The following is a 22,255-nucleotide window of genomic DNA, read 5'->3' as shown; positions in this document are numbered from 1 at the left end:
CAGACCGGCTCCATAAGCTCGTCGACGACACCGTCCACATCGAATCTCCCCTGGTCACGGCCGTGATCAAAATCGAAGCTAAAGATAAGGTTCGCGCTGATGTTGAAGTTCTTCGAGCTGGAGGGCCGTTTCCCACGTCGGGAGGACGTGCCGAAGGCCGCGGTGGACTACATGGCCGGCCAGGTGAAGGTCGATGCGGCCCTATTTGCCGAGTACCGCTGGTCGGGCAGCACGATCGAGTATCACCGGGCGCAGATCCGCCGGTTCCACGGCTTTCGCGAGACGACGGTCGCCGATGGGGACAAGCTGACGTTCTGGCTGGCCGACAAGATCTGTCCGGTGGAGACGTCGCGGGAGCGGTTGCGCGCCGCGCTGCTGGCCCGCTGCCGCGAGGACCGGACCGAGCCGCCCACGCCCAAGCAGATCGAGCGGCTGGCCGGCGCGGCCGAGGCACTGTTCGAGCGGGAGTTCACCGCCACCACGATGCGACGGTTCCCCATCTCGGCGGCGGCCGCGCTCGAAGACTTGATCGCGATCCCCGACCCCGACCCGGACGGCGAGGGCGAGGCCGGGGCCGGAGCGCGCAGCTTCCTGCAGGAGCTGAAGGAGGACCCGGGGCCGCTGCAGCTGGAGACGCTGCTGGCCGAGATCGTCAAGCTGGAGCGAGTCAAGGCCATCGGGTTACCGGACAACCTGTTCGAGGGGGTGTCGGAGAAGGTGGTGGAGGTGTGGCGGGCACGGGCGATGCGCATGTACCCGTCCGACTTCGCCGCCGCGCCGGAGCCGATCAGGTTGACCCTGCTGGCGGCGCTGTGCTGGGTGCGCAAGGCGGAGATGATCGACGGCCTGGTGGAGTTGCTGATCCAGCTCGTGCACAAGATCAGCGTGCGGGCCGAGAAGAAGGTCGAGAACGAGCTGAGCAGCGAGTTCCGGCGGGTGCAGGGCAAGTACGGCATCTTGGCCAGGCTCGCCCAGGCGGCGCTGGACCTGCCCGAGGAGCTCGTCCGCAAGGCGATCTACCCGGTGGTGGGCACGGCCACGCTGGCCGACATCATCGCCGAGGCCAAGGCGAATGAGAAGGAGCTCCGTACCCGGGTGCGGGTCAAGCTGCGCGGCTCTTACTCGCGTCATTACCGGCGGGGGCTGCCCAAGCTGCTGCGCGCGCTGGACTTCCGCTGCAACAACACCACCTTCCAGCCGGTGATGGACGCTCTGAAGCTGCTGGATCGCTACGCCGACTCCGAGGCCGTCTTCTACGACCGCGCCGAGACGGTCCCGATCGAGCATGTCGTGCCCGAGGATTGGCAGGAGGCGGTGGCCGACGAACGCGGCCGGATCGAGCGCATCCCGTATGAGCTGTGCGTGCTGGGGGCGCTGCGCAAGGCGATCCGCCGGCGGGAAATCTGGGTCGAGGGCGGCAAGATCTGGCGCAACCCCGAGGCGGACCTGCCGGCCGACTTCGACGACAACCGGGACGTGCACTACGAGGCACTGAAGAAGCCCCGTGACCCGGCGGCGTTCATCGCCGACCTGCAGCGCCGCCACACCGCCGCCCTCGATCGGCTGGACAAGGCGATGCGCAAAGGCACCACCGGCGGCGTGAAGATCACCCGGAAGAAGGGCGAGCCGTGGATCAGCGTCCCGCCGCTGGGCAAGCAGGAGGAGCCGACGGGCCTGAAGGCGCTGAAGGCGGAGATCTCCCGCCGGTGGGGCGTGATCGACCTGCTGGACGTGCTCAAGGACGTGGCCCACGTCACCGACTACACCGACGCTTTCACCTCGGTGGCCTCGCGCACCGTCATCGATGAGGCGGTGCTGCAGCGACGGCTGTTGCTCTGCCTGTATGGGCTGGGGACGAACGTCGGGATCAAGCGGGTGGCCGACGGCGTGGCCGCGGCCGCGCTGCCGCCCGGGCAGATCGACAACGAGGCGGCGCTGCGGCGGACCCGCCGGTTGTTCATCAACCGGGACAACCTGCGCGAGGCGATCCGCCTGATCGTCAACGCCACCCTGAAGGCGCGCGACACGATGCTGTGGGGCGAAGGCACCTCGTGCGCGTCCGACTCGCGCAAGTTCGGGTCCTGGCCGGCGAATTTCATGACCGAGTGGCATGAGCGGTATCACGGGCCGGGGATCATGGTGTACTGGCACGTCGAACGCCGTTCGGTGTGCATCTACAGCCAGGTGACCAGCACGACCGCCTCCGAGGTGGCCTCGATGATCGAGGGCCTGCTACGCCACCTGACCGATGCGGAGATCGATCGCCAGTACACCGATACCCATGGCGCCTCGATCGTCGGGTTCGCCTTCTCGGAGCTGCTGGGCTTCAAACTGCTGCCGCGGCTGAAGAACATCGGCTCTGCGCGGCTGTACCGGCCGGGGACCGGTGAGGATGAGGCCTGGCCGCGCCTGGAGGCGGTGCTGTCGAACAAGACCATCGACTGGGATGTGATCGCCCGCCATTACGATCAGATGATCAAGTACGCGACCGCGCTGCGGTTGCGCACCGCCGAGCCGCACCAGATGCTGCGGCGCTTCACCCGGGGCGGCCCCAAGCACCCCACCTACCAGGCGATCGAGGAGCTGGGCCGCGTGATCAGGACGATCTTCATCTGTGAGTATCTGGCGGATGAGGAACTCAGGAGGGAGATCAACGAGGGCCTGAACGTGGTGGAGAACTTCAATTCCGCCAGCAAGGACCTGTTCTACGGCAAGGCCGGCGACCTGACCGGCGACGACCGGGAGAACGTCGAGGTCTCCGCGCTGGCTCTGCACCTGGTCGCCGCGGCCATCACCTACCTCAACACGCACCTGATCCAGATCGTGCTGCGCGATCCGGCCTGGCGAAAACGGCTGAGCCCGGCCGACCGGCGCGGGCTGACGGCTCTGTTCTGGTCCCATCTGAACCTGTATGGCCGCTTCGAGCTCGACATGAGTCGCCACCTGGAGCTGGACGGCGTTCCGCTCGGGCGGCCTAGCGCCCCGTGACGCACGGGGCTGACAGGGCTGGCGCCGCTCAGCCCTGTCAGCCCCGCCGTGTGCTGCCGGATCGCTACTGCCGGATCGGCAGGCCGGTGGCGGGGTCGAACGGCTCCCACCGTTGCACAACGGTCTGCCGCACCCCCTGGTCGAGCTGGGCTGCCACTCGGTGTTGCCCCTCGAAGTAACGCCATTCGGCGCCTGGTTCGGTGTTCGGCTCGATTCCCCCGGTGCAGGCCAGGGCGAGGACCGCGTCCTGTTCCCGGTCGCCGAGACCCTGATCGTCAAGGCGTTCGATGGCGTAGTCACTGATGCGTTCGCCGCGCAGGCCGGCGGCTTGGGCCTGGCGGACCAGACGAATGGCCGCCTCTGCGGCCTGGCGCCAGTCCACCTGGTGGTGCCAGCAGCCGCACGCGGGGCCTGGCGGGGCACGAGCCAGGGGACCAGGCGGCGGATCCGCCGCCTGACCCAGACCTTCGGGCCGATCATGCAGTCCGGTTCGCGGATCTCGTTGGGCACGGGCAGACGGACGACCTTCACGACCTCGTACACCGGCTCATACGCCGGGTGGATCGGCTCGCTTCGCTCCGGCATGTGTCCCATCTTTCCCTGCTGGGAGTGGGCGGGCCGGGACAACCGGCGAACTCACCGGGCCGCCGCGCCCGGCGCGCCAGTGCTGGCGTCGTGGTCGCGGAGCGGGGGTCAGTACTGGCTGGGACTGGAACGGAATCCGGCGCTAGCGGGGTTCTCTCAGGTCAGTGGTCCCCTGTCGTTGTGGTCTTCCGAACGTGGTTAACGCCGGATTCCGTTCCATCGCACTGACCCCCGAACAGGACCTGGCGACGCCGGCACCCTCACCGCCGACCATCTGAACCGGGAACCCCTGGCAGGCCGCGCGGGTTCGGCCTGTACGTGGTCCGCCGGTTGTGCGGTGAGGTCCTGCTCGATCATCCCGACGGCCACTCCCGCTTGCGCCTGCACAAGCCTGGACCGCCCGAGCAGACCGGCACCGCCGACGGCTGAACGTGTGGTTGATGAACCAGGCGGGCAGTGGTTCATCCTCTCGAGGGTCGTGAGCGGCGATCAGTTCCCGCGATGAGCTTTGCTGCGAACGCCTCTGGCCGTCTTGCGGGCAGGCGGCGTTGACTGGCGGTATCCGGTTACCTGTCTTCGGATGGGGATGCGCTGGCAATATCGGGCGGAGGCGGTCGTGTCTACCGAGGTCGTGATGTGGGTGGCCGTCATCGTCGGGGTGATGGTGGTGGTGCCGACCGTGGGTTTCTTCTTGTTGCGGAGGCGTCGGGGTCGCCTGCGCGAGCGGTTCGGCCCCGCCTACAAGCGCACGGTTGCCGCCGCGGGCGAGCGCAGGGCGGCCGAGCGTGAGCTGCGGGCCCGTCGAATGCGATCAGGCCCACTCGACATCCAGCCGCTCGATCCCGACGCACGCCGCGGCTATGGCGATAGGTGGGCCGCGGTGCAGGAGCGTTTCGTGAACGAGCCGAGTCCTGCGGTCAGCGAGGCCGATCTACTGGTAAGAGCCGTCATGGCCAAGCGCGGATACAGCACTGAGGACTTCGCGCAGCAGGCCTCCGACCTGTCGCGGCGACACAGCCGCACCCTGGAGCACTACCGCGGAGCCCACGAGATCAGCGGGCGCGCCGCAGGCGGTTGGGTGTCGATCCAGGAACTGCGGCAGGCCATGACCCACTATCAGGCCTTGTTCGACGACCTCATCGGCGGCGACCAGCGGCCCCTCCGGGTCCGGGCAGCCGCTCGATCGCCCCTGACGCTCCCACACGGAGGCGCGGGTCCCCGCCGGTAGGCCACAGGCGCTCAGGAGGCCGCGAGCCGGAACACGAGCGATGGATCCACCCCCGTGGCCGTGCCACGAAAACTCACGGAGGTATCAGACCGATGGCGTTACCTCATCAAGAGAGCCAAAGCCGCCTTCCCGCCGATGGCGGCTCCTCGGCAGGGACGGCCGAGGAGAGCAGCGCCGACGAAAGCCACAAGGAGCGCATCGACCGTGAATTGTCCGAACTCCTTCAGGGGCTGCGGGTGATGGTGACCGGGGTGCAGGTGCTGTTCGCCTTTCTGCTGGCGATGCCGTTCCAGAGCGGCTTCGCCAGGGTGGACACCTCCGGCCGCTGGCTGTTCTTCATCGCGTTGACGGGGTCGGCCACCGCCTCGCTCTGCTTCATCACGCCCGCTGTTCAGCACCGGCTGCTGTTTCGTACCGGGCTGAAGGAGAAGATCGTGCATCGCGCCAACGATCTGGGCCTGGCCGGCGCCGTAGCCTTGGCGGTCGCGATCACCGCTGCGATGGCCCTGGTGGCCGAGGTCGTGCTCGGCAACTGGCTGGCCATCGTGTTCGGCGCCGCGGCGGCGCTGGCGACCTGCTGGCTGTGGCTCCTGCAACCAATCATCGACCTGCGCCGGCAGGCAACGGCCAACCCGCCGCGGACGACACACAACGAGGATTAGTCAGACGGCGGTGAGCAGGCTCCGCTCCGCGGTGCTCGGCAAGATACGACCTCCAGCCACCTTCGTGGGAGAGCACATGGATATCGATGTCGCCGGACGTGAACTCCTGGCGGTGGATGAACTCAAGGCGCGGTTGGCCGGAGCCTTCGCCCTCAGCCATTCGGCTGAACGGGTACGTTCTGCGGTGGTGGCGGCCCACCACCTCTTCGATGGGCGGCCGATCCGTGACTTCGTTCCGATCTTCGTCGAGCGGATCGCCAGAGCAGACCTGCGCCGGTCCGCCTCCTAGCGCTGAGGTCTCTGCACGCTCAAGGAGCCCAAGGCCGTGCGCGCCCAGTCGAGCGCGGCGGTCGGATCCAGTCCGTGCGGGATGCGATCGGCAGGGGTGTAGCTGAGCCACTGGTCGATGAGCCGGCCCAGGCGTTCGGGCACGTCCGGGGTGAGGCGGTCGGCGCGTTCGGGGCGGGCTCCGGCTTGCATCAGGTGGCGGACCTGCAGCAGGTCGGCGTCGCTGCCGACGGCGGTTTCGAGCTCGCGTCGCAGCGGCGCCAGGCCGGTCAGCAGCCAGTAGGCCAGGGCGCCGACGCCGTACAGGTCGGACAGAGTGCTGGGGGCGGCGTCGGTGACGCCGAGTTGCTCGGGGCTGGCGAACCACTTGGTGCCGCCGGGGGACACGGTGGAGACGCTCTTGCCCGCCTGATGCAGCTGGGACATGCCCCAGTCGATGATCCTGATGGTGGCGGGGCCGTCCAGCACGATGTTTTGCGGCTTGATGTCCAGGTGGATGATGTCGCTCGCGGCGGCGGCCTGCAGCCCGGCCAATACCTGGTCCAGGATCTGCAGGCTCCATGTCAGCGAGACCTCGGCGCTTGGCCTGCCGTGGAGGTGGAGGTGGAGACTGCCTGGCTGGTAGAGGGGCGAGATGAGGTAGACCGCCTGGGATCTGCGGTCCTGGCCGGAGTCGAGGGTCCGTCCGATGTGCGGGTGGTGCAGGCGCATCCCGCGCACTTCCCGCAGGAAGGTGCGGAATCGTTGGGGGTCGTTGTTGGCCTGGTGGAACACCTTGGCGACGACGGTAGTGGCGGGATCGGCGAGGTCGTAGGCCTTGTACAGGGTGGCCATGGCGCTGGCGTCGGCGTTCAAGGGGGCGTAGATGCGCCAGCGGTCGTTGAGCACCATGATGGCCGCGGGGCCATCACCGCCGTCCCCGCCGGCGGGTGCGGGTGCCGATTGCGTGCTCTGGCCCGGGCGGCCTGTTATGGCCTGCTGCCGCGGCAATTGCCGGCTCCGCGCACGCTGCAGAGTGTCCGAGGCGATGAGCTGCGCCGAGGCGATGAGCTGCTCGGCGTCGATGCGGGCCTGGGCGAGGATCGCAGCGGCCTCGATCCGGGCTTCTTGGAGCACCTGATGGCGCAGCCGGTCCAGTTCGGCAGTTGGCGCGGGCGATAGAGCCACGGCGGGAGGACAAGTGCGCGGCCGAGCGGTCGTCCCGCTGCCGTTTGGGAGAACAGACATCGGCGCACGAGGTCTCAGCGCGCTGCCGCAGGGCCGGACTGGATCCTGCCCGTACCCACGCCGGTGCCTCTGCCCGGGGTGGTGCCGTACAGCGGAAAGCTGCGGTCCAGGCCAGTGAGGCGCAGCACCCTGGCCACACGCGGGCGGGGCGTGGCCAGGCCGAGGGCGATGTCCAGGATTCTGGCCTGGTGTTGGACGCCGACCAAGACGCCTAGCCCCGCGGCGTCGCAGAATGACACTCTGGACAGGTCGAGGATGAGCAGGCTGGCGCTGTGCTGCAAGGCGCGCAGTAGGCGTTCGCGCACCGCCTCGCGGGTGGCGAGGTCGAGCTCGCCGCGCAGGTGCACGATGGTGGCGCTGGCAGGGATGGGCCACGGACCTGCCCCGAGGCGGGGGTGGAGGGTGGTCATGAGGTGCTCCGATCGGGGCAGCGGCTTGATGCTGTCCTCGCGGCGATAAGGCTCCGCGACGAGGTCGGATGAGGGCGGTGATCGTGCTGCGCAGGTGGTCGGCGGCACCCCGCCGAGGGCGCCCACCGCCCGGGGGTTCGGTGGACTCATGAGTGCGCTGGGCCGGGCGTGGGTCGGCCGGGCCGCGCCGATGCTTGCAGGTGGAGACCGGGCGTTTGGTGCCAGCCGGTGAGTTCGAGCAGGCGTCGCACCTGTGGGGGAGCCGAGCGCAGCGTCAGAACATGGTTACTGCCGTCGTCGTGGAGAGCGGCGGCGGCACCGACGAGGGCGCGCAGGCAGCCGGTGTCGATGAACGTCAGGCCGCTCAGATCGACGTAGAGGCTGCTGTCGACGTTCATGGAGGCCAGTGCGCGCCTCAGGGTGGGCAGGGTGGAGTGGTCGAGCTCGCCCTCGATCCGCAGGCCCGCACGGTCGGCGAGCGGGATGATGCGCAGAAGGCGGTCGGTGGTGGTGATCTGGGTGAGCGCGATCCCGGGCCGTTCCGTCAGGGCGGCGATCACGAGTGCGGAGGCGCTGGCGGTGCGTGTGGTGTTCATGCCGGGCTCCTACGAGGGGAGTTCGGGAGACAAGAGGGCGGCCGGTTTGCGGCGGCCGGCGTGAACACGTTGCGAGGGTGCCGGCGTGAGCGGTGTCGTGCGTGCAGTGCTCTGATCATCTGGCAGGTTCGCCCGAGCGGAAATCACCGATTAGAGCCAGGCTTATCACCACTGGCGATCAGCGGCCGGGCGTCGGCGGGTGCGGGCGGGGGACCTCGCTCCGACCAATGCCGATCTTCCTGGGCCCGGGCCGCCACGACTTCGAGGCTGACCTTGTCACACAGCGCCGGATCAGCCACACGCCGACACCGTGGCCGGTACCGTGGCCAGCAGCGAAGTCGGGTTCGAGGCTCAGATCGGCTTCGCTCAGGGCGCCGGCGGTGTCGACGACCTCCAGGCTCACCCCCTCCTTCGTCGTCCATCCCCGCCATCGCGGTCATCGGAACCATTGGGCCCGCTCAACGTGGCGATCGTGGCTGGTGATGGGGCTTTGCGCGATTGCCCGTTTCCGGTGGCAGGCCGAGCAGGTCTACTGAAGGGGATCAGCTGGCACACCTTGTGTCGGCTGTCGCCTGAGGAGGGTCGTCATGACCCTGAACATCGATGGCATGGAGGTGAGCGCGCGCGGCAGCTTGAACGGTCAGGCGCCACGATGCGAACATCTTGATATTTCTCCGAGAGCCGAGCCCGGATCATCGCAGTGCGCAGGATGCCTGGCTCTGGGCCTGTCCTGGACCCGCCTGCTGGCGTGCCTGACATGCGGTTGGGTGGCCTGTTCCGACGATTCGCCGGGCACCCACGCCCGCGAGCACTACCGGGAGACCGATCATCCGGTGGTCGCGGCGCTGGAGCCGGAGACGGCCTGGCGTTGGTGTTACGTCCACGAACGAATCGTGTGAGCCGCATCCTCCCGGCCCTGGCCCCGGTCCCGGCGTACGCTCATCGATTCGAGTGATAACCGGCCGCATCATTGCTCGGTTCCCCACCACAGACCAGGGAGGACACTGAAGATCCAAGCCGCTTCAGCGCGGTGGGTGTGTCCACCTGCATCAGGCCATGGACGACGGGCAGACGGATCAACGGTCTGTCCGGGTGATGGCCGAGCAGGGCAGTGAAGGGGAATCACGATGAGCCTTGGCAGGAAGATCAGAGACAAGGCGCAGGCCGTCAAGGGCTGGGCCAGGCAGAGTTTGGGCCGCGCCACCGGCAACCAGCGCCTGCAGGCTGAGGGCAAGAGCGATCGGGTCGCAGGCAATCTGAGGCAGGCCGGCGGGAAGGTCAAGGACGCCTTCAAACGCTGATCCTCCCTCTCCGGCAGGCCGCCCGATGAGGGCTGGGCCGCGAGCTGGTCCCGCCTGGATACCGCCGCACCGCACGATGAGCCCGTGCGGTGCGCCCTGTTGCCCTCATCGCCTTCGGTACTCCTCGCGCAACAACGAAGTTGGAGGTAGAAGCGATGCGTATCGCTTCGATAGTGCTGGTCCTGTGGCTGATCGCCGGCGCAGTAGCCGCAGGCCAGCGCAATTACTACACGCGACCGGTGGAGAACTGCAATCAGGTGGCCACCATCGCCGTAACGATCTTGGCGGGCCCGCTCAACTACCTCGGCATGAACCCGAAGATCGCCTGCCAGACTCCCCAGCCCAGCAAGTAAGCGCAGGGGCAGTCAAAGCCGTGCGAGGGTCTACAGTGCAGGAAGACGGTTCATATCGGCGCCGCCCGGTTAGGGAGGGTTGGCGGGCATGGAGTTACGGCAGTTGCGCTATTTCGTGACGCTGGCCGAGGAGTTGCATTTCGGCCGGGCCGCGGCCCGTGAGCACATCGTGCAGTCCGCGCTGAGCCAGCAGGTCCAGCGGCTGGAACGCGAGGTGGGGGTGCGGCTGCTGGATCGCAGCACCCACCACGTCGATCTGACCCCCGCGGGCGCCGCCTTCCTCATCGAGGCGCGCCAGATCCTCGACCACGTCAGCAGGGCCGTGCAGGCCGCACGTAACGCTGCCGCGTCGGTGCCCACGCTGCGCGTCGGTATCATCGACGCCGGCTACGACACCATGCCGCAGATCCTGCGCGAACTCCAGCACACCCATCCCGATATCACCATTCATCAGGTCGAAGCGGGCACCCCCGAGCAGTACCGGCAACTGGCCGACGGCCGCCTGGACATCGCCATCGGACACGTCTCCCAAACCCCGGCCGAGGTGACCTCCAAGCTGGTCAGGCTCGATCCGCTCGGCGTGCTGGTGCCCGACGACCACCGCTTCGCCGACCTCGACGGTGTGCCCGTGACCGCCCTGGCCGACGAACTCCTGCTGCTTGGCGAGGAATCCCAGACGCCGGAGCTCAATCAGTTCGTTATCGCGCTGTGCCGCTCGGCAGGGTTCGCGCCCGCCATCTATGAGGGCACCGTGGAGAGCACCCGGGCCGCCGCCGACCTGGTCCTGCAGCACCGCTGCGTGCACTGCATCCCCTCCTCCTTCCGCACCTCCAACCGGCCGGGCACCACCTGGCGGCCCCTGATCGAACCTGCCACGCACTATCCCTGGTCACTGTTGTGGCACGACGCCAACCCCTCGCCCCACATCGCCACCGTCATCAACAGCGCCCGACAGCTCGCCGAGCGGCTTGGCTGGCTGGAACCCGCCGCCCCGCCCACCGAACCAGCACCCGGCGAAGACGTCCCGACAGCCGCCAGCCACAGCGACGAGGCCGTCTGATGCACGCGCTCTGACCGCTGTGGCACCGCGAAAACCTGGTGATCGGTTCTGGAGATGGATCCTTCCCGGATCGCCTGTTTCGGTACGGCACGCGCGGGTGTCGGCTGGAGACGAACAAGTGTGACCGTCGGCGCCGGCAATCGGATTGGCGGCCGGCCCCCTGCTTCGACCGGTCCGGAAGACCGATCCCGCGCAGACATCGATGCACCGCCACAGGGAGTAGGCCATGGGCATCATCGCTTGGATCATCCTCGGACTGGTCGCCGGACTGCTGGCCAGAATGCTGGTCCCCGGTAAAGACTCGCAAGGTCTGATCATCACCCTCGTCCTCGGCATCGCCGGCGCGCTGCTGGGCGGCTTCGTGGCCACCCAGGTGTTCCACGTCTCAGGCATCCAGGGCTTCTTCAACCTGTCCACCTGGCTCTGCGCCATCGCCGGCGCGGCAGTCCTGCTGCTCGCCTACAACCTCATCACCGGCCGGCGCACCGGCCGTAGAACCGGCCGCCGATGATCCCGCCCAGCACGCCCGGCAACCCATCCCAGAGCTCACGCGCCTGGCGCGGCGGGGGTGATGGGTGATGCCCGTCGCCGTGGCCATCGTGGTCATCGTCGTCGGCGCCATCCTCGCCTTCGCCTTGGCGGACGGCTCGGTGGGCGGCTTCGACCTGCGCATCGTGGGCGTCATCCTGATGCTCGGCGGCGCCGCCGGGCTGCTGCTGCCCCTGCTGCTGCGCACCAGGTCACGCTGGAGCAGGTCGAGCGTCCGCAGCCGCCAGGACGTCATCGACGACCGCGTCAACGGCCGCATCGACGATCGGCCACCGCCCACCCTGGTCGACCTTCCTGGCTACGACGGCAGGCAGAGTACCCGCCGGGCTCCGGATGATCGTCGTCTCTGAAAGGGAAGCGCCACGTCCGTACGGTGACTGCATCCCGGTCTGAGGCCGCACGTGACGGCCCGCCCGCGTACTGGCGGCGGCCCGCCACGCGGTCTCGATCGAAGGTCCGCAGCGGACCGGCCGGGGCATCGGTATCGGCGTGCCGCGGCCGACGTCGGCCGTCGAGCGCCGACGCCGACCTACGTTCCAACCCGCCGCCTTTGCCCCGTGCTCACCGGCCCGTGCGAAGGCATCGACATCTGCAGGAGGCAGACATGTCCATCGTGACCATCCTCTGGGTGGCCGTCGCCGTGGCGGTGGTCCTGGCGTCGGCCATCGGCTACGTCTTGCTGCGCCGTCGCCGGCAAGGCCTGCGCCGGCGCTTCGGCCCCGAATACGAACGCACCCTGAACGAACAAGACAGCCGCGGCGAGGCCGAGCAGGAGCTGCGCGCCCGGGAGAAACACTTCGCCACCCTCGACATCACGCCGCTCGCCCCCGCCTCCCGGCAGGCCTATGCCCAGCAGTGGGCCAAGCTCCAGGAGCGGTTCGTCGACGCGCCGGGTCCCGCCGTCACCGAGGCCGACGAGCTGGTCATCACCGTCATGGCCGAGCGTGGATATCCCACCGAAGACTTCGAGCAGCAGCTGGCGGACCTGTCGGTGGTGCACGGCCGTACCCTGCACCACTACCGCCAAGCCCACGAGATCAGCAGGCGCGTCGCTCCGGGTGAAACCTCCACCGAGGATCTCCGGCAGGCCATGGTGCACTACCGCGTCCTGTTCGAGGAACTTCTCGACGACGGCGACGAGCACCACCCTCAACCGGCCGAAGCCCGCGAGAAGGAACCGGCACTCACCGACGACTCCCAGCAAAGGTGACTCGACATGGACCTCCGCAACGACCCCGAACGCCTTGATGAGCGCCTCGACGAATTCGCCGAGGCGCCGTCACCCCGGCCCAGACCCGTCGATACGCACGACGACGACCACGACGACGACCACAGCGACGACGTCCAGCCGGCGGCGCCGTCTGACCAAGTCGTCTTCGACCAGACGGCCCAGCTACCACCCGCATCCGCAGCGCCGGCACCAGCGGTGTCTCTGCTCGGCAGTGACCCGGCCGATGTCCAGGACCGCTGGCGCGACCTTCAGTCGTGCTTCGTCGACGACCCCCGCGATGCGGTGCAACGCGCCCACTCCCTCCTGGAGGAGATGACGGCCTCGCTCCACCAGGCGCTGGAAAGCCGCATCCGTGAGCTGCAGGACCTCTGGAAGAACACTGGCGACCACGACACCGAGCAGCTGAGACTGGCCTTGCGCTCCTACCGTGACGTCATGCACCGGCTGCTGCCCCTCACCGATGAGCAGACGACCCGCTAATCCCCCACCCACGCCGACGGGGGAACGCTGAGGCCGGCGGTACTGCACGTCCCGCCGGCTTGGCCGTCCTCGTCCACCGCCCGGCCGCTGGGCGGCTGCACGGCACCGGAAGCAAAGGGAAAGAATAGATGGCCGTCCTGGACATTCCCCTGGAACAGATGACCGCCGAAGAGCTCCTGATCGAAATGGCCCGGCCGCAGACCCCAGAGTCACATAAGGTCCGGCTGCGTGAGCGGCTGGTGGAGACGCACGCCTGGATGGCCAAGTCCCTCGCGCGCCGCTACCGCAACCGGGGCGAACCCATGGAAGATCTCCTGCAGGCCGCCTACGTCGGCATGATCAAGGCCATCAACCGGTTCGACGCCCGGCTCGGCCACGACTTTCGCCGCTATGCGGCCGTCACCATGGCGGGCGAGGTCAAACGCCATTTCCGGGACCGCGCGTGGGCCATCCGGGTTCCCCGCGTCCACCAGGAACGCCGCTCGCAGCTGACCCGGTTGTCCGCCGACCTCAGCCAGGCCCTGGGCCGCTCGCCGACCGTCGCCGAACTGGCGGCCGACATGGGCCTGTCGCAGGAGGACGTCCTGCTGACGATGGACGCCTCGGCCGCCTACACCGCGCTGTCGCTGGATGCCCCCTTCGATACCAACGACAGCACCTCCGTCAGTCTGGCCGACATCCTGCCCTGTACCGACGAAGCATTGGACACCATCGTCGGCACGCAGTCCGTCAAGCCGCTCATCGACGCCTTGCCCGCGCGCGAGAAGCACATCCTGCTGCTGCGCTTCTACGGCAACCACACACAAGCCGAGATTGCCGCCGAGTTCGGAATCTCCCAGATGCACGTCTCCCGCATCCTGCGCAACGTCCTGGGCCGGCTGCGAAGCGCACTGACCGACTAACCGACCGACCAATCGACTGATCGCATCTGGAGGCTGTGATGACGGTGAAGAGCGGGGCCAGGTCCGCTGGCCGCCAGGCGGCCTCAAGCCGCTGGCTGGAGTGGCTGGCCCGGGCCGGGTTCGTGGCCTGCGGCGTCAATTACCTGCTCATCGGCGTACTGGCGGTACAGATCGGCATGGGCGCCGGCGGTGAGGCGGCCGACGCCTCAGGAGCGATGCACGCCGTCGTCGCCTACCCCGGCGGATTCATCGCCTTATGGCTGGTCGCCATCGGTTTCGCCGGGCTGGCGTTGTGGCGGCTGGCCGAGGTGGTCTACGGGCAGGCCAGCCCGAACGGCGCAACGGCCGTCAAGCGGCTGGCCTCTCTGGGGCGCGCCGTCGTCTATCTCGCGCTGTGCATCGGCATCGTTGTCTTCCTGCTCGGCGTCGGAAGTCGGCGCTCGGGCAACAACCAGTCCAAAGACGCCACCGCCACGCTGATGAGCTATCCGGGCGGCCGGTGGCTGGTCCTGCTCATCGGCCTCGGCGTCGTGGCGGTGGGCATCAGCATGATCGTGGAAGCCGTTCGCCGGAAGTTCACCGACAACCTGCACATGAACCATATGGGGGCGCGCACCCGCGCCACGGTCAAGGTTTTGGGGTTCGTCGGCATCTTCGCACGGGGCAGCGTGTTCGCCGTCCTCGGCGTGTTCCTCGTCATCACCGCCGCCACCTTCGACTCTGAAAAGGCGCAGGGCCTGGACGGAGCGCTTCGCAAGTTCACGCTGACGCCCCTGGGCCCTTGGCTGCTGGTCGCCGTCGCGCTCGGCCTGGTCACCTTCGGCGTCTACTCCTGCTTCGAGGCACGCTGGCGCAAGACCGAACCCGGATAGACGACCTCACGTCGTGGGCATGCCCGACGCCGGCCGGCAGAGTTGTCCGGCAGGGTTGTCAGGATCTTTCTCGGGTGTGACGTTGGGGTTCGGCTACCTCGGCGAAGACGGGTCCACGATGGCGATGGTGCTGGGCGATGTGGAAGTGGCGTTCACCACGACGTTCACCTTCCGGTGGAGCGATGAGAACAGCGGGGCTCATCGCGACGGCGGGTTCTGGCATCCGCTACCGCCGCGAGGCTTCCATGCGCTGGGCAGCCTCGGGTGCCCCTCCTACGACGACCCCAACGGCGAGGTGGTGGCCGTGTGCGTGCGCCAGGCGGCGGACCGGCCCGCCGCGCTGGCCGGCCCGGTCGACTACCGGTGGATCTACGACTCGACCGAGACCGGTTCGGCGACCAGCGGCAGCATCTGGCGGCCGGTACCGCCCAGCGGGTACGCACCGCTGGGCGACGTGTGTGTCGCCGGCTTCGACAAGCCCGGCCCGAGCCAGGTGGTGTGCGTACGCACCGACCTGACCACGCCCGGCTCCACCAGCGTGATCATCTGGCATACCGAAGGCAGCGGCGGCACGTTCCAGGCGAGCATGGCCCAGATCAGCGCCCCAGCGCGGGACGAGCACGCCGACGGCCAGGCCAAAGCGGTGATCGCGCCGGGCAGCTTCGTCACCTACGTACCGCACACGCCCTCCCCGGCGATGAACGGGGAGACGCAGATCTTGCGGTTGCCGCCGCTGCCAGGGCCATGGCCCGTCATGCCGCCCCCCGCCGGCGTTGCCGGGCGCCGGCGGCACCCAGGTCGGGCGGGCGCTGGAGACCAACCGCGGCAGCCCTCGCGCTGACCGGCGCTCAATCCCCGTGGCTGCCGATGGGCGGCTGTTGGTGATCGGCGGCGACGATGAGCCTTGCTGAGTTCGCCCATAGCCGCACGGCGGCGATGGGCGTTGACTGGGAGGTGTCCGGCAGCCGGCCTGAGGCGGTGAGCCGCGATGGATGCTCGCGCGCCCGGCTGCTCGCAGCACCCCGCCCAAGGCCTCTTCGGGTCTTTGGGGGACATAGTGGCCACCATCCAGGCCGGCGCCGGCACCAGCTCATCCCCGTCCGTAGCCGGTCTCGCCGAGCCGGTGCCAGCGGGCTCGGCGCTGGTGGCCTTCCCCAGCCTGATGTCACTGGCCAGGCAGGCTATACCCCGCCTGCTGGAGGCGGTCATCATCCCGCTCACCCTGTTCTACACCGCGCTGGCCGCCTTCGGCCTCAACGGCGCCTTGGCCGCTGTGCTCACCTGGGCCTACGGCAGCCTGGCCTGGCGGCGACTCCTCGGCCGGCCCATGTCCGCGAGCATGATCCTGGCCACGGTCGCGATCACCGTCCGCGTCGCGCTGGCGGCCTGGAGCGGCAGCGCCATCGTCTACTTCCTGCAACCCGAGCTGGGCACCATCTGCTTCAGCATGATGTTCCTGGCCTCGATATGGCTGCGCCGTCCGCTGGTCGGCAAACTGATCGGCGAATACGTCCGGCTGCCCCAGGCCGTCATGGCGCACGAGCGCATCCGCCGCTGCTTCGTCCACCTCACCGTGTTGTGGGCGCTGGTCCTGCTGGCGAACGCCACCGTGAGCATCTGGCTGCTGCTGTCCGCGACGCTCGGCACCTACCTGCTCGTCCGCCCCATCGCCGTCGCAATCATCAGTGTGCTCGCCTTCACCTGCTCGGTGACGCTCTTCCTGCGGGTGCTCCGCCATCTCGACCTTCACCCCAGATCGTCAGGCCGTCCAGCGCCCATTCGCGGGGCTCAAGAGGGAGCTCGTTAAATAGGTCGGCGATCGCCTGGTCCTTGGAGGTAGCCCAGCGTCCTCGCGTGACGGTGTGGATGCACCACACCGGGTCGCGGATCTCGTTGGGCACGGGCAGGCGGACGACCTTCACGACCTCATGCACCGGCTCATACGCCGGGTGGATCGGCTCGCTTCGCTCCGGCATGTGTCCCATCTTCCTCTGCTGGGGCCGGGACGACGGGCGAACTCACCGGCCGGCCGCGCCGATGCCGGCGTCGTGGTCGCGGAACATGCGCAGGACGGTCGCCGCAGAAGGGTGCCGCCCTCTCCGCTTGCCCGTGGTGATGACCAGGCGTGCGGCGATGTCGCGCAGGCTGAGGTTCTGCTCGCGCAGGTGCAGGGCCATGGACAGCATGGCCTCGTCGACGACGGGCGCGCCGCCGATGCTCTTGCCGCGGCTGCGGGCGGATTCGTGGCCTTCCAGGGTGCGGTCACGGATGTACTCGCGTTCCATCCCCGACAGCGCGGCCAGCACGGTGAACACGACGCCAGAGGGGTCGTGGGAGCCTTGCAGTTCGCCGGTGAGGAACTCCAGGCCGATGCCGGCGGCGCGCAGTTGCTCGGCCAGGGCGGCCAGATCGAGGCCGCGGCCGAGCCGCTTGTGCTCGTGCACCACCAGCGTGACCGCCATCCCCGCCGCGCGTAGCTCGCGGGCCAGGCCGACGGCCTTGTCGAGCTCGGGACGGGTGGTGGCGCGGGTGGAGATCTTCTCGGAGAAGACACGGGTGACGCCGGCGGCCTTGAGCGCGTCGAGCTGGGTGTCCAGGGATTGGCGGACGGTGGAAGCGCGGGCATAGCCGATCCGCACATGGCCCGCCGGCTCGGCGCCGGCCGCAGCCGGGCGGGGCAGCTCGATCCATGCCATGCCCGGCTTGCGGACGGGCGGGGTCGCCACGGCGAGCGCCTTGGCGAGCGCGGGCACGAGCCGGAAACGGGCGGTGTGGTACTGGACGGCCACCTTGCCCCGGCCGGTTCGGCACGGCGAGCCAGCCGGGGCGGCGCAGGAGGTCATCGGGCAGTCGTGGGCCTCCACACGGAGGTAGTCGTCGTTGCGCACCACGGAAGTGTTTCATAGGAGTGTTTCACTCGGCTACCTGTTTGCATCGACCTATGAAACAGCGCTCGCCCTGGACGAGTCCCGGCTGTGGCGGCGTTTCATAGGTGCTCATCTATGAAACGCCCGCCGGGATCGACCGGAAGTGATTTCGCGGGCCCAGCCTTCAGCCGACCGGTTCTGTGGGACGAGATCTTCCGGGGCCCGCGATCCAGTTTTAGTAGTACTGATGCATCAGGTTGGTTGCCCAGGGGCTTGCCGTACTCGTCCTACGGCGCGGCCCCGCCAACCCCGGAGACTCTGATGTGCTGATGTCCTACCCGGCGGGCAGGATGGGCGCGGGAGGTATAGATGAGCGACATCGCGGACGTTCCACCCGCCGTTGTGGGCCGGCTTCGGGTGATCTGCGGGGAGCTGCCCGAGGCGTACGAGGAGCCGGCGTGGATCGGCTTGCGGTGGCGGATTCGCCGGCGGACGTTCCTGCACGTCTACACCACAGACGTGAGGGGGTCGGCGTACATCGATCTGGACGATCCGGCCATCCTGATGACCTTCCGGGCGCCGCCCGGGGAGTTGGCCGCGCTGGCGCATGCCGGCCCTCCGTTCTTCCGGGCCGACTGGGGTGTGAATGTCGTGGGAATGGTGCTGGACGACGAGATGGACTGGGTCGAGGTTGCCGAGCTGGTGACGGACAGCTATCGCGTGCAGGCGCCCCGCCGCCTCGCGTTCCGGCTGAAGGCAGGGGGATGAACCGCCGGCTACCTCCCCACGTTGCCGCTTATCCAGGTTCGGTGCTGAGAGACATTCCTATTCACGGTGGGATAGGTCGGGTTGCCGCACTGGCCAGAGATGTTTCAGGAGTCGATTCCGATGACGACATCACCCAGTGCCGCATGCTCGGGCCGTCTGGCCGGATTTGCGGGTGCAGTTCATTCCGGGCGTGATCGCCTTCGTAGGTCCACCGCGGCGTGACATCGAGGAAGACCTCGCGTCGTTCGCTGGGGAAGCCCGCATTGCTGGTCTTTCCGCAGCCGGTCGTGGCTACCTCGCCGGTCGGCACCGCTCCCTGGCTGGGCAGCGCGGGTGCGATGAGGGGCTCCGACAGCAAGATGGGCTGGTCAAGCGCAGGATCGCGAGATCGCCGTCCATTGCCGGGACGCGCCTTCACTCGGTTCGGGCACCGGCCTCGAGCACGGTGAGGTCGCGGACCGCATACCGGTGATGCTCGGCCTCTTCCTTGCACACCACCGTGAGGCAGCGGCGCACGACGTACTCCCGGTCCGGATATGGGTCCGCCGGCTTGCGACCACACACCCGATCGAGCTCGGCCTCGGTGAGCTCGTCGACGACCCGGCGCATCGTGGTCATGCGGGCGAGCCGCGGCGCGAGTACCTCGTCGAGCGTCGGGGTGGCATCGAGGGTGAGCCCGAGCCTCGCCGATGCTTCGGCCGGCATCCAGCCGCTAGGAAGGCCCAACGGGTGGTACGGCGCGTCCTCCTCGAGCACGGCGTTGCCGATCCAGGCATCGCCGGCCATCAGCAGATGCCGCTGCGTCTCGACGAACGACCACTCGCCGTCGACCTGCTCGTGCAGCTTCGCCTCGGGTAGGCGCCTGGCGCGGTCGAGCGTCTCCTCCCATTGCTTCTCGATGGCATCCCAAGCGGCCCGGTATTCGGCGGCGGACGTGGCCTCACGGGCCAGCACCCGGTTGGGATGCAGCCGGTCGAGCTCGGCCTCGACGTGGGCGGTCACGTCGACGTCGTTGACAACGACACGCTCGAAGCCGCCACCGATGGAGACGTTGCCCCCATAGCAGTCCACGATCTTCAGGCCGGTGACGTCGCAATCGCGAATCTCGAGGCCGGAGAGGTCGCTCAGGTGGATGCGGGCACCACGGAACTGGTCACTTTGGGTGTACTCAGCAGGCATTGGGACAGTTTCCCGTATCCGTCCCGCCCGTGCCGGTGAATGGAACAACGCGCCGCCCACAACGCGGCGACATCCAGGTCCGCCTGGGTCTCCTCCACCGCCTGCAGCCGCTCGATCAACACCCGGGAAGCCCTCGCCAGGATCCGGGAGGCTCCAGCTTCACCTGGAACCTGACCACCCCGACCGAGGGCAGCTACAAGGTGCAGGCCGCCTACCCGGCCGGCGCGACCGCCACCAACGCCACCTACACCGTCAAACACGCAGGCGGCCAGGCACAGGTCACCGTCGACCAGACCCAGAACCCGGGCACCTGGGTCGACCTGGGCACCTACTCCTTCACCGCAGGTCTGGCCCACAGCGTCACCCTCACCGATGAGGCCAACGGCACTGTCGTGGCCGACGCCGTCAAGCTGGTGCGCGACAACAGCGGCGAGTCCGACACCGAAGCCAAGGACTTCGCCTACAGCTACGACGCCAACGCCAACCTCACCCGGATCACTGACAACTCCCCCACCGCCAAGATCGACCTATGGGACATCGCCTACACCAACCTCAACCAGATCGACCGCATCGTCGAAAAGCTCGACGGCACGGTCAAGAACACCACCACCTACGCCTACAACGAGAACAGCGCCGTCACCCAGCGCACCCACGACAAGACGCTGGCCACCTACCGCTACGACGTCCGTGACCTGGTCGACGAGGTCGTCAACAAGAAGAACGCCACCGACGCCAACCCCAAGACCACCCGCTACACCTACACCCCCCGCGCCGAACGCCTGACCGAGACCAAGGCCAACGGCAACACCGTCACCTACGACTACTTCCTGTCCGGCGTGCTACGGCACTCGATCGAGAAGAAGCCCAACGCCACGGTCGTCGCCGAACACACCCTCGGCTACCAGGGCAACCTGCACCGCAACCGCGACCACGCCAAGATCCAGAACGCCGACTCCCCCGGCGCCTACTTGGAACACGTCTACGCCTACACCTACGACCCCCGCGACCGCATCGCCAGAACCGTCAAAACCCCCGTCGCCGGCGGCACCGCGGAAACCGAGACCTACTCCCACGACGCCAACAGCAACGTCTGGGAAGAAGAAGTCCTCGGCAAGAAGACCACCTTCACCTACGACCGCAACCGCCTCATGACCTCCGTCACCGGCGGCCAGACCTCCACCTACACCTACGACCCCTACGGACGGCTGCGCACCATCCAAGGCGGCGGCAAGGTCTGGGAGAAATACACCTACGACGGCTTCGACCACGTCGTCAAACACGAGAAACTCGGCGGCGACGGCGTCACCTCGACGGTGACCAAGTACACCTACGACCCGCTCGACCGCACCACCACCAAGACCGAGAAGGAAGGCACCGCCAACGCCAAGACCATCACCTACTCCTACCTCGGCCTGTCCGCCGAGGTCCTGGACGAAGAGGTGGCCGGCAAGCTCACCAAGTCCTTCCAATACTCGCCCTGGGGCGAACGCCTCTCGCAGGTGAAGGTCGCCGACGAAGGCCGCGAAGAGTCGTCCTACTACGGCTACAACCCGCACACCGACGTCGAGCAGATCACCAGCGAAACCGGCGACACCCGCGCCACCTACGGCTACACCGCCTACGGCAAGAACGACGACAAACTCTTCACCGGCGTCGACAAACCCGACCCCGTCGACCCCACCGCCAAAGAGGAGTACAACCCCTACCGCTTCAACAGCAAGCGCTGGGACAACTCCACCGGCATGTACGACATGGGGTTCCGCGACTACAACCCCGGCCTCAACCGCTTCCTCCTGCGCGACACCTACAACGGCGCCCTCAACGACCTCTCCCTCGGCACCGACCCCTGGACTTCCAACCGCTACGCCTTCACCGGCGGCAACCCCATCAACATCATCGAACTCGACGGCCACAGCGGATGCACGCCCGGTGAATTCTGCAACACCGGTCGCCGCTCCGCGAGCGGCGACATCAAACCGGATGTACGGCCTGAGTATCCTGCATACCGCCCGGCAGGCGACCCGACGACTCCCACCCCGACTGCCCAACCCTCCCCTACACCGTCATCCACTGGACCAAAGGCCACTGACGCCGAAAATCCCCACCCCACGCCTAGCCCGGCGCCCGGGCAGGACATCAATGCGTACTTCCGATTCTGCGAACAAATCGGTCATGAGAACTGCGCATGGGGTAAGGCCGAGCCGTACGCCCTCTACGAGCTCTTCATCGCCGACTTCGTAGAATGCGCGAAAGGTGACGGCGCTTCCTGCATATGGGCTGCAATCAGCGTCGTCCCAGTAGGCAAAGTAGGATCATCGGTACGGGCCGGATCCAAGGCCGCGAAGGCAGGTACGGCTGGACGCCACATCGTCGGCAAGGGCGACGATCCTCTCGTTCCAGACTTGGTGGCAGAGATCGAAAAGCGCCACCCTGGCCATGTGGTTGCGCAAGGCATAGATGTAGTCGGCGCCGACGGCAGCGTGCTCACGGACTTCGACATCGTCACCAAAAACGCGGTCATCCAGGTCAAGACGGGAAGCGGAAAAGGCGCCTTGAAACAGGCTCTGGCCACGCAGAAACTCACCGACTACCCCATCATCATCTATCTGCCGCAGGCTGGTAAGCATGTGGTGCGAGGACTTGAGAGGAACGGATTCTTGGTGACAAGGGACATGGATACTTTAATGTCCGTCATCAAACCCTAGCCGC

At 67.8% G+C, this 22,255-nt stretch carries 24 protein-coding genes; 18 read left to right on the top strand and 6 right to left on the bottom strand.

Annotated features, from left to right (window positions below; translation table 11 throughout):
- Positions 1-84 precede the first annotated feature (84 nt).
- On the top strand, positions 85-2,988 hold the full coding sequence (locus AB0G11_RS47475) for a Tn3 family transposase (RefSeq protein ID WP_357593765.1): 2,904 nt from the start codon (positions 85-87) through the stop codon (positions 2,986-2,988).
- 64 nt (positions 2,989-3,052) lie between these two features.
- Here the strand turns inward: AB0G11_RS47475 and AB0G11_RS47470 are convergent, their stop codons facing one another.
- A complete protein-coding gene (locus AB0G11_RS47470) occupies positions 3,053-3,370 on the bottom strand; it encodes a hypothetical protein (protein ID WP_357593762.1) in 318 nt (105 codons plus the stop codon).
- Between the two features lie 819 nt (positions 3,371-4,189).
- Between AB0G11_RS47470 and AB0G11_RS47465 the strand changes: the two genes are divergently transcribed.
- The 3 genes from AB0G11_RS47465 to AB0G11_RS47455 all read left to right on the top strand — a co-directional run bounded on the left by AB0G11_RS47465 (position 4,190) and on the right by AB0G11_RS47455 (position 5,752).
- Positions 4,190-4,801 carry a hypothetical protein gene (locus AB0G11_RS47465; protein ID WP_357593760.1) on the top strand — a complete coding sequence of 204 codons (612 nt, stop codon included), beginning with the start codon at positions 4,190-4,192 and terminating at the stop codon, positions 4,799-4,801.
- Between the two features lie 92 nt (positions 4,802-4,893).
- On the top strand, positions 4,894-5,463 hold the full coding sequence (locus tag AB0G11_RS47460) for a DUF6328 family protein (protein ID WP_357593758.1): 570 nt from the start codon (positions 4,894-4,896) through the stop codon (positions 5,461-5,463).
- Positions 5,464-5,539: 76 nt separating this feature from the next.
- Positions 5,540-5,752 (top strand): three-helix bundle dimerization domain-containing protein, encoded by a 213-nt coding sequence (locus AB0G11_RS47455; protein ID WP_357593756.1) that lies wholly within the window; start codon positions 5,540-5,542, stop codon positions 5,750-5,752.
- Here the strand turns inward: AB0G11_RS47455 and AB0G11_RS47450 are convergent.
- From AB0G11_RS47450 to AB0G11_RS47440, 3 genes are all read right to left on the bottom strand, one after another.
- Entirely contained in the window at positions 5,749-6,918 is a 1,170-nt protein-coding gene (locus AB0G11_RS47450) for a protein kinase (RefSeq protein WP_357593754.1), read from the bottom strand. The two genes, AB0G11_RS47455 and AB0G11_RS47450, sit on opposite strands and share 4 nt — an antisense overlap.
- Positions 6,919-6,992: 74 nt before the next feature.
- Entirely contained in the window at positions 6,993-7,538 is a 546-nt protein-coding gene (locus tag AB0G11_RS47445) for an STAS domain-containing protein (RefSeq protein WP_357593752.1), read from the bottom strand.
- Positions 7,535-7,984 (bottom strand): STAS domain-containing protein, encoded by a 450-nt coding sequence (locus AB0G11_RS47440; protein WP_357593750.1) that lies wholly within the window; start codon positions 7,982-7,984, stop codon positions 7,535-7,537. Before AB0G11_RS47440 ends, AB0G11_RS47445 begins: the two co-directional genes overlap by 4 nt.
- A 587-nt stretch (positions 7,985-8,571) precedes the next feature.
- On the opposite strand from AB0G11_RS47440, the gene AB0G11_RS47435 reads away from it, so the two are divergent.
- The 12 genes from AB0G11_RS47435 (at position 8,572) to AB0G11_RS47380 (ending at position 16,539) form a co-directional block, all read left to right on the top strand.
- Positions 8,572-8,883: a UBP-type zinc finger domain-containing protein gene (locus AB0G11_RS47435; protein ID WP_357593748.1), complete on the top strand. Its 312-nt coding sequence runs from the start codon at positions 8,572-8,574 to the stop codon at positions 8,881-8,883.
- Positions 8,884-9,111: 228 nt separating this feature from the next.
- The gene (locus tag AB0G11_RS47430) at positions 9,112-9,285 is read left to right on the top strand and encodes a CsbD family protein (RefSeq protein WP_357593746.1); all 174 of its coding nucleotides are present in this window, start codon (positions 9,112-9,114) and stop codon (positions 9,283-9,285) included.
- 155 nt (positions 9,286-9,440) lie between these two features.
- Positions 9,441-9,638 (top strand): hypothetical protein, encoded by a 198-nt coding sequence (locus AB0G11_RS47425; protein ID WP_357593744.1) that lies wholly within the window; start codon positions 9,441-9,443, stop codon positions 9,636-9,638.
- A gap of 88 nt (positions 9,639-9,726) precedes the next feature.
- Positions 9,727-10,698 (top strand): LysR substrate-binding domain-containing protein, encoded by a 972-nt coding sequence (locus AB0G11_RS47420; RefSeq protein WP_357593742.1) that lies wholly within the window; start codon positions 9,727-9,729, stop codon positions 10,696-10,698.
- Between the two features lie 226 nt (positions 10,699-10,924).
- A complete protein-coding gene (locus tag AB0G11_RS47415) occupies positions 10,925-11,209 on the top strand; it encodes a GlsB/YeaQ/YmgE family stress response membrane protein (protein ID WP_357593740.1) in 285 nt (94 codons plus the stop codon).
- A gap of 67 nt (positions 11,210-11,276) precedes the next feature.
- Positions 11,277-11,597 (top strand): DUF6458 family protein, encoded by a 321-nt coding sequence (locus AB0G11_RS47410; protein WP_357593738.1) that lies wholly within the window; start codon positions 11,277-11,279, stop codon positions 11,595-11,597.
- A 254-nt stretch (positions 11,598-11,851) separates the two neighbouring features.
- On the top strand, positions 11,852-12,457 hold the full coding sequence (locus tag AB0G11_RS47405; RefSeq protein WP_357593736.1) for a hypothetical protein: 606 nt from the start codon (positions 11,852-11,854) through the stop codon (positions 12,455-12,457).
- A 6-nt stretch (positions 12,458-12,463) separates the two neighbouring features.
- Positions 12,464-12,958 carry a hypothetical protein gene (locus AB0G11_RS47400; protein WP_357593734.1) on the top strand — a complete coding sequence of 165 codons (495 nt, stop codon included), beginning with the start codon at positions 12,464-12,466 and terminating at the stop codon, positions 12,956-12,958.
- A 128-nt stretch (positions 12,959-13,086) separates the two neighbouring features.
- A complete protein-coding gene (locus AB0G11_RS47395) occupies positions 13,087-13,860 on the top strand; it encodes a SigB/SigF/SigG family RNA polymerase sigma factor (RefSeq protein WP_357593732.1) in 774 nt (257 codons plus the stop codon).
- A 38-nt stretch (positions 13,861-13,898) separates the two neighbouring features.
- Positions 13,899-14,732, top strand: coding sequence for a DUF1206 domain-containing protein (locus tag AB0G11_RS47390; protein WP_357593730.1), 834 nt, complete (start codon positions 13,899-13,901; stop codon positions 14,730-14,732).
- Between the two features lie 76 nt (positions 14,733-14,808).
- On the top strand, positions 14,809-15,573 hold the full coding sequence (locus AB0G11_RS47385) for a Vps62-related protein (RefSeq protein WP_357593728.1): 765 nt from the start codon (positions 14,809-14,811) through the stop codon (positions 15,571-15,573).
- 216 nt (positions 15,574-15,789) lie between these two features.
- Positions 15,790-16,539: a VC0807 family protein gene (locus AB0G11_RS47380; protein ID WP_357593726.1), complete on the top strand. Its 750-nt coding sequence runs from the start codon at positions 15,790-15,792 to the stop codon at positions 16,537-16,539.
- Between the two features lie 211 nt (positions 16,540-16,750).
- Here the strand turns inward: AB0G11_RS47380 and AB0G11_RS47375 are convergent, their stop codons facing one another.
- On the bottom strand, positions 16,751-17,620 hold the full coding sequence (locus tag AB0G11_RS47375) for a recombinase family protein (RefSeq protein ID WP_357593724.1): 870 nt from the start codon (positions 17,618-17,620) through the stop codon (positions 16,751-16,753).
- 348 nt (positions 17,621-17,968) lie between these two features.
- On the opposite strand from AB0G11_RS47375, the gene AB0G11_RS47370 reads away from it, so the two are divergent.
- Positions 17,969-18,367: an MmcQ/YjbR family DNA-binding protein gene (locus AB0G11_RS47370; RefSeq protein ID WP_357593722.1), complete on the top strand. Its 399-nt coding sequence runs from the start codon at positions 17,969-17,971 to the stop codon at positions 18,365-18,367.
- Between the two features lie 414 nt (positions 18,368-18,781).
- Here AB0G11_RS47370 and AB0G11_RS47365 read toward each other — a convergent pair whose 3' ends face one another.
- Complete coding sequence (locus AB0G11_RS47365) at positions 18,782-19,546, bottom strand: DinB family protein (protein WP_357593720.1); 765 nt, start codon at positions 19,544-19,546, stop codon at positions 18,782-18,784.
- A 29-nt stretch (positions 19,547-19,575) separates the two neighbouring features.
- Here AB0G11_RS47365 and AB0G11_RS47360 point away from each other — a divergent pair, with 29 nt between their 5' ends.
- Positions 19,576-22,251 carry an RHS repeat-associated core domain-containing protein gene (locus AB0G11_RS47360; protein WP_357593718.1) on the top strand — a complete coding sequence of 892 codons (2,676 nt, stop codon included), beginning with the start codon at positions 19,576-19,578 and terminating at the stop codon, positions 22,249-22,251.
- The last annotated feature ends 4 nt before the right edge of the window (positions 22,252-22,255 follow it).

It is taken from the genome of Nonomuraea sp. NPDC023979, from assembly GCF_040639085.1.
Taxonomy (GTDB): domain Bacteria; phylum Actinomycetota; class Actinomycetes; order Streptosporangiales; family Streptosporangiaceae; genus Nonomuraea; species Nonomuraea ceibae.
Note: the sequence above shows the minus strand (reverse complement) of the source record. Positions and strands in the feature narration are given on the sequence as shown.